8 protein-coding genes are annotated in these 7,224 nt (G+C 70.1%); all 8 read left to right on the top strand.

Annotation, left to right across the window (positions count from 1 at the left end; translation table 11 throughout):
- Window positions 1-148 precede the first annotated feature (148 nt).
- Window positions 149-793: an HAD family phosphatase gene (locus tag NLX86_RS29835; RefSeq protein WP_254374925.1), complete on the top strand. Its 645-nt coding sequence runs from the start codon at window positions 149-151 to the stop codon at window positions 791-793.
- A gap of 43 nt (window positions 794-836) precedes the next feature.
- Window positions 837-2,051, top strand: coding sequence for an MFS transporter (locus NLX86_RS29830; protein WP_254374924.1), 1,215 nt, complete (start codon window positions 837-839; stop codon window positions 2,049-2,051).
- Window positions 2,002-3,171 carry an acetoin utilization protein AcuC gene (locus NLX86_RS29825; RefSeq protein WP_254374923.1) on the top strand — a complete coding sequence of 390 codons (1,170 nt, stop codon included), beginning with the start codon at window positions 2,002-2,004 and terminating at the stop codon, window positions 3,169-3,171. Before NLX86_RS29830 ends, NLX86_RS29825 begins: the two co-directional genes overlap by 50 nt.
- A gap of 86 nt (window positions 3,172-3,257) precedes the next feature.
- Window positions 3,258-4,073, top strand: coding sequence for a phosphatase (locus tag NLX86_RS29820; protein ID WP_254374922.1), 816 nt, complete (start codon window positions 3,258-3,260; stop codon window positions 4,071-4,073).
- A 129-nt stretch (window positions 4,074-4,202) separates the two neighbouring features.
- On the top strand, window positions 4,203-4,412 hold the full coding sequence (locus tag NLX86_RS29815) for a helix-turn-helix domain-containing protein (protein WP_008738568.1): 210 nt from the start codon (window positions 4,203-4,205) through the stop codon (window positions 4,410-4,412).
- Window positions 4,413-4,522: 110 nt separating this feature from the next.
- Complete coding sequence (locus NLX86_RS29810) at window positions 4,523-4,621, top strand: 30S ribosomal protein bS22 (protein WP_003948845.1); 99 nt, start codon at window positions 4,523-4,525, stop codon at window positions 4,619-4,621.
- 171 nt (window positions 4,622-4,792) lie between these two features.
- Window positions 4,793-5,902, top strand: coding sequence for an NAD-dependent epimerase/dehydratase family protein (locus NLX86_RS29805; RefSeq protein WP_254374921.1), 1,110 nt, complete (start codon window positions 4,793-4,795; stop codon window positions 5,900-5,902).
- Window positions 5,902-6,969, top strand: a complete 1,068-nt coding sequence (locus NLX86_RS29800) for a lysophospholipid acyltransferase family protein (protein WP_254374920.1) — start codon at window positions 5,902-5,904, stop codon at window positions 6,967-6,969. The genes NLX86_RS29805 and NLX86_RS29800 overlap by 1 nt, the downstream gene beginning before the upstream one ends.
- The last annotated feature ends 255 nt before the right edge of the window (window positions 6,970-7,224 follow it).

Raw genomic sequence — 7,224 nt, 5'->3', positions numbered from 1 at the left:
ACCCGGAAGCTAAGCCTTTCAGCGCCGATGGTACTGCAGGGGGGACCCTGTGGGAGAGTAGGACACCGCCGAACAATTTTTGAGAAATGCCGCTGTCCCCGAGTCAATGACTCGGGGACAGCGGCATTTTTGCGTTTAGGGTCAGGGTATGAGCTACGACCTCGTGATCTTCGACAACGACGGTGTCCTGGTGGACAGCGAGCCGATCTCCAACGCCCTCCTCGCCGGCTACCTCTCCGAGCTGGGACACCCCACCACCTACGAGGAGTCGCTCCGGGACTTCATGGGCTCCGCGATGCACCGGGTGCACGATCTCGTCCTGGACCGGACGGGGCGGCGGCTGCCCGACGACTTCGACGACACGTTCCACGCCCGCGTGTTCGCCGCGTTCGAGCGGGAGCTCAAGCCCGTGACCGGTGTGACCGACGTGCTCGGTTGGCTCGTGGAGAGCGGAGTGCCGTACTGCGTCGCCTCGTCCGCGACCCATGAGCGGATTGGGGTCGGGCATCGGACCACCGGGCTCGACGAGTGGTTCGAGGAGGAGTGGATCTTCAGCTCGCAGGACGTCGGACGCGGCAAGCCGGCGCCGGATCTGTTCCTCCACGCAGCCGAGCGGATGGGCGTACCGGCGGAGCGGTGTGTGGTGATCGAGGACAGCCTGCCGGGGGTGCAGGCCGCGCGGGCCGCCGGGATGGATGTGTACGGCTTCACGGCCATGACGTCGGCCGAGAAGCTCGTCGGCGCGAACGCGTTCTTCTCCGACATGGCGGAGCTGCCCCGACTGCTGGTGTGATCGACCTGCCCACCGGTAGCGCCGGGCCGTACGCTGTCCGGCCATGACAGCTGCGCGCCTGCGCCACGGCAGGGCCTCGTTGGCGTCGGGTTTCTTCGTGCAGGGCGTCACGTTCGCTCTGCTCGTCACCCGGATACCCGCGATTCAGGACCGGTTCGGAATATCCGACGGCCTGCTGCCTGCCTTCCTGGCGGCCGTTCCGGTCCTCGCGGGCGTTGCCAGTGTCGGTACGGAGCATCTGGTGAAGCGGGTCCCGCCCAGTGCGGTGCTCCGGTTGTCCCAGCCGGTCGTGCTGCTGTCGCTGCTCGGGGTCGGCGCGGGGAGCGAGATGTGGCATGTCGCCGCCGCGCTCGGCGTGTTCGGGCTGGCGGTGGGGGCGTTGGACGCGTCCATGAACATGCTGGGGGTCAGCCTCCAGCGGGCCTACGGGCGCAGCGTCATGCTGGGCTTCCATGCCGCGTACAGCCTGGGCGGCATCGTCGGGGCCTCGCTCGCGTGGGCGGGCGCGCACGGGGAGCTGTCGCTCCTGGCCTCGTATCTGCCTGTGGTGGCCGTGCTGTTGCCCGCCGCGCTCATCGGCAGTCGCTGGTACGTGGATGCTGATGGTGCCGCCCCGGTGAGCGCGGCGGGGGAGCAGTCGCCTGTGGCCTTCAAGCTGCTGCTTCCGCTCTGTCTCGTGATGGCCTGCGCGTACATCGGGGATTCGACGGTCTCGAACTGGAGCGCCAAGTATCTGCAGGACGTGCTGGGGAGTTCGGAGCAGCTCGCCACCGTTCCGTACAACGTCTACATGGTCGCCACGCTCCTCGGCCGGGCCGTCGGTGACTTCGGTGTGCGGCGGCTCGGTGCGGTCGCCGTGGTGCGCGGCGGGACGTTGCTCGCCGCCGGCGGTTTCGCGGTGGTGGCCGCCGCGCCCGGCGCGTGGGCCGGGATGCTGGGGTTCACCTTGCTCGGGCTCGGGCTCAGTGTGATCGTGCCGCAGACCTTCGCGGCGGCGGGCAGGATGCTTCCCGGGGCGTCCGACACCGCGATCGCCCGGCTGAACATCTTCAACTACGTCGGTTTCCTGATCGGCTCGCCGCTCGTGGGGGCGGTGGGCGACGCGTGGAGCTACCGGGGCGCGATGCTCATCCCCATGGCGCTTGTGCTGGTGACACTGCTGTACGCCCGCTCGTTCGGCGCGGAGCCCGCCCGATACGGTGGCGGGCATGAGCGGCCGCGGGTTGTTGATGTGGGACGAGGGGGTAACGAAGTATGACTTCGGGCCCAGCCATCCGATGGACCCGGTGCGCCTCGCGCTGACCATGGGCCTGGTGCGGGCGTACGGGCTCGACGCGGCGATGGACGTCGTCGCGGCGAAGCCGGCCGGGGACTCGACGCTGCGGCTGGTCCACCGCGAGGACTATGTGACCGCGGTACGGGAGGTGTCGGCGGACCCGGGGTGCGCCGACGGTTCGTACGGGCTGGGGACGATGGACGACCCCGCCTTCGCCGGGATGCACGAGGCGTCGGCGCTGATCGCGGGGCAGTCCGTGGCCGGGGCGGAGGCGGTCTGGCGCGGCGAGGCCGGGCACGCGGTGAACTTCGCGGGTGGGCTGCACCACGCGATGCCGGGGGCCGCGGCCGGGTTCTGCGTCTACAACGACGCCGCGCTGGCCATCGCCCGGCTGCTGGAGCTGGGTGCCGAGCGGATCGCGTACGTGGATGTGGACGTACACCACGGGGACGGAGTGCAGGCGGCGTTCTGGGACGACCCGCGCGTCCTGACGATCTCGCTGCACGAGCACCCGCGCACGCTGTTCCCGCAGACGGGCTGGCCGGAGGAGACGGGCGGGGCATCGGCCGAGGGCGGCGCGGTGAATCTGGCGCTGCCGGCCGGAACCGGGGACGCGGGGTGGCTGCGGGCGTTCCACGCGGTCGTTCCTGAGCTGCTGGCCGGCTTCCGGCCGCAGCTGCTGGTGACCCAGCACGGGGCGGACACGCACTTCGAGGACCCGCTGGCGCATCTGGCGGTGTCGCTGGACGCGCAGCGGGCCGTACAGGAGGCCTGCCACGACCTGGCGCACGCCCACGCGGACGGGCGATGGCTCGCCCTCGGCGGCGGGGGGTACGCGATCGTGGATGTCGTACCGCGGTCGTGGACGCACCTGGTGGGTATCGCCGCGCACCGGCCGGTCGAGCCGGGGTCGGTGATCCCGGCGTCGTGGCGGGACGAGGTGTACGCGTGGACACGGCAGTTGGCGCCGAGCCGGATGACGGACGGGCGTACGCCCGAGTGGGCGGAGTGGGAGGCGGGCTACGACCCGGCGGACCGGCTGGACCAGGCGGTCCTGGCGACGCGCCGGGCGGTGTTCCCGCTCCGGGGGCTGCTCCCGTAGCCGCCGCTCTGCGCGCATTACGCCAACGGTGCGGCGTATCCGGTGTTTTGACACCTGGCCAGGCCGGTTGCGGCAGCATCGGCAGGGTGTTGAGCACCGGCGCGCTGCGAGCGCATCTGCTGGCCGCCCGGTTGGCCGGGCCCGTGGCCACTTCGCGGGAGGAGAGCCTGCGGAGCTATCGGCTCTTCGCGGCGCGTGACCCGCGGGTGCTGCTCGGCCTGGACCCCGAATGGGGGTGGGGTGAGCGGGATGTGATGGCGCTGATGGCCGACAAGTGCGGGGTGTCGGCGGATCCCGCCCACGTCACCGGGCCCGACGTCATCGATCCGGAGCGGACGCTGGCGGCGCTGGACGCGTTCGGCGGGCGGCTGGGGGAGGCGGCGGCGCGGCGGGCTCCGGTGCTGTTGGGGACGGGTCATCCGCACCGGCTGCTCGGGTTCTACGCCGCGCTGGCAGACGCCCTCTCGGCAGCGGGATGTGCTGTTCTCACCCCTGCGCAGGGTTGCTCTGTCGACATAACGACCCGGTTCGGGGTACGCACGTACAACCTCGACTACGTACGAGGAGTCGCGCTGGTGCGCGAACCGGGCGCCCGGCGAGCCGGGAGTGAGCCCGGCGCACACACCCATTCACCCCTCCCGGTTCGGGCCGCTCTGGCCGGCCTGGCGGAGGGCCGCGGCCCCCTTCCCGAGCTTGTCGTCGGTGACCACGGCTGGGTCTGCGGGGCAGGTCAGCTGGGTATCGAGGCCATCGGGCTCGCGGACACGGACGATCCCGCGCTGTTTGTCGGGGAGGCGGAGGGGCGGGTGTCCGTCGCAGTTCCGCTTGATGACGCTGTGCGGTCCGATTACTACCGGCCGCTTACTCGCTATGTACTCAATCGAGCGTGTCTGTCACAGTAGGCGCCTGATCGCTGCTCCTCTTCCCCACTCGTACCACCCGCCCCTAGTCTGGGGAGTGAGCGCACAGCGACGAGGAGTCACCGGAAGGGGAAGCCGGTGCCCGTCGTTTGCGGAAGGTTCAGGTGTGTCATGGCTGCTGGCGAGAGGCCTCTCAGCGAGGTTCAGTTCCTGACCGTGGCGGAAGTCGCCTCGGTGATGCGCGTGTCCAAGATGACCGTGTACCGCTTGGTGCACAACGGCCATCTGCCCGCCATCCGGGTGGGGAGGTCCTTCCGAGTCCCGGAGAACGCTGTTCACGAGTACCTCCGCGAGTCGTATGTGGGGGTGGAGTCCGCCTGACGGCGCCCTCGGATTACGTCCCTCACTCGGTGGCGGGTAGGCTAGGCCGACGTAGGTCGTGTGGGCCCAGACGCCCCGCACCGAGTGAAGAGAAGTGAGCGAGGGTAGTCGTGGGCTCTGTTATCAAGAAGCGGCGCAAGCGGATGGCTAAGAAGAAGCACCGCAAGCTGCTCAAGCGCACCCGCGTTCAGCGTCGCAACAAGAAGTAAGCGGCGCTGTACGTGTCTCCGCAGCCCCTCCACCAATCCGGTGGAGGGGCTGCGGTGCGTATGCGGCCGTTTGTGGGAGCTGCCACTTCAGGCATCGAGTGGTCATCACAGCGCAACATCCAACCGATACGGTGACGACTACGGGATTCGGGTTGAGGGAAGGCGCTGATCTTGGGCAAGGTCGTGCTCGTGACCGGGGTGGCCCGGCAGCTCGGCGGCCGCTTCGTGCGGCGTATCCAGCGCGACCCCGAGGTGGACCGGGTGATCGGTGTGGACGCCGTCGACCCGGCGCATCATCTGGGAGGCGCCGATTTCGTCCGGGCCGACATCCGGCAGCCGGCGATCGCGAGGGTTCTCGCCGAGCATGCCGTCGACACGGTCGTCCATATGGATGTGACGGGCACTCCGCTGGGCAGCGGCGGGCGCACCACGGTCAAGGAGACCAACGTCATCGGCACCATGCAGCTGCTCGGGGCCTGCCAGAAGTCCCCGTCGGTCCAGCGCTTCGTGGTGAAGTCCAGTACGAGCGTGTACGGTTCCGCGCCGCGCGACCCGGCCGTCTTCACCGAGACGACCCCGCCCAAGTCTCTGCCCAGCGGCGGCTTCGCGAAGGACGCGGTCGAGGTCGAGGGGTACGTGCGCGGCTTCGCGCGGCGCAGGCCCGATGTCGCCGTGTGCGTACTGCGCTTTGCGAACATCCTCGGGCCGTGCGCGGACTCGCCGCTCGCCGAGTATTTCTCGATGCCCGTACTGCCGACCGTCTTCGGCTACGACCCGCGACTGCAGTTCGTCCATGAGGACGACGTCATCGACGTCCTGCGGATCGCCTCGCACGAGCCTAGGCGCGGCACGCTGAACAGCGGCACGTTCAATGTGGCGGGAGACGGGGTACTGCTGCTGTCGCAGTGCTCGCGCAGGCTCGGGCGGCCGACCGTACCGGTGTTGCTGCCGGCCGTCACCTGGGTCGGCTCGGCGCTTCGCACCGTCGGTGTCACGGACTTCTCCCCGGAGCAGATCCGGTTGCTGACCCACGGCAGGGTGGTCCGTACGACGCAGATGCGCGAGACACTGGGGTTCGCACCCAAGTTCACTACCGCGGAGACCTTCGCGGACTTCGCGCGGAGCCGCGGGCCGGGTCTGCTGCCGCCGGACACCCTGGCGAGGGCGGTCGACCGGATAGCGGCGCTGCCCCTCGCGGGGGGCGGACGCGGATCCGGGCATGGGCCCGGACGCGGGCCCGGACAGCCGACGCAGAGCGCCGAAGAAGGAGCGCACCGATAATGGCGGACGCCAAGGTCATTCCGTTCGACGACGACCGCTCGCGCGGCAGTGCGGCGGCCCGCCCGTCGCGGCGTCGGCCGTCCGGCCGCCGTAATCCGGAGCCCTCGGGTGTGCGCGAGGTGCCGGTGAGCGCCCTGCCGGCGCAGCAGGACGCGGCCCAGGACACCGGGGCCGTGCCGACGCTCCTGCACGCGGATGCCGGCGCCGGTGCGGCGGCGGACGGGGGCGGCGGCTGGGACCGGCGGATCGCGGGTGGGCTGTCGTTCCTGCGGCGCCGGATCACCGGCGACTACGAGGTGGACGAGTTCGGGTACGACAAGGACCTCACCGACCAGGTCCTGATGTCGATGGTCCGGCCGCTGTACGAGAACTACTTCCGCGTCGAGGTGAAGGGCATCGAGAACATCCCGTCCGAGGGCGGGGCGCTCATCGTCGCCAACCACTCCGGGACGCTGCCCCTGGACGGGCTGATGCTGCAGGTCGCGGTGCACGACCAGCACCCGGCCGGCCGCCATCTGCGGCTGCTCGCCGCCGACCTGGTCTTCATGCTGCCGGTGATAAACGAACTCGCGCGCAAGGCCGGGCACACGCTGGCGTGCACGGAGGACGCGGAGCGGCTGCTCGAGCGGGGCGAGGTCGTCGGGGTGATGCCGGAGGGCTTCAAGGGCATCGGGAAGCCGTTCAGCGAGCGCTACAAGCTGCAGCGCTTCGGGCGTGGCGGATTCGTCTCCACGGCGCTGCGCGCCGGGACGCCGATCGTGCCGTGCTCGATCGTGGGGGCGGAGGAGATCTACCCGATGATCGGCAACGCGAAGACGCTGGCGCGACTGCTGGGCTTCCCGTACTTCCCGATCACGCCGACGTTTCCGTGGCTCGGGCCGCTGGGGGCGGTGCCGTTGCCGACGAAGTGGACGATCCAGTTCGGCGAACCGATAGCGACGGACGGGTATCCGCCGGAGGCGGCGGAGGACCCGATGCTGATGTTCAACCTGACGGATCAGGTACGCGAACAGATCCAGCACACCCTGTACAAACTGCTGGTGCAGAGGCGCTCGGTGTTCTTCTGACGCTGCCCTCGGCAGCCGGAGGCTGACGCAGCCGCCCGAAGCCCGCGGAGCGGTGCGGGGGCGACAGAAGGAAGGGGCCAGACTGCTGGTGCAGCGGAGGTCGGTGTTCTTCTGACCGCCGGGGCAGGGGTCGGGGTGGGAGGAGGGTTTCCCCTCCCCCCTTCCCGAGACTGGGGGCAAGCCCCCAGTCTCGGGCGGCGCGAGATCGCGTGGGACGCAGGCATGCGAACCGTGCGGGGCGCTCCGAGGGGAGCG

Origin of the sequence: Streptomyces sp. A3M-1-3 (assembly GCF_024213665.1) — a bacterium.
Taxonomy (GTDB): Bacteria; Actinomycetota; Actinomycetes; order Streptomycetales; family Streptomycetaceae; genus Streptomyces.
This window is presented reverse-complemented; position numbering and strand designations above follow the sequence as displayed.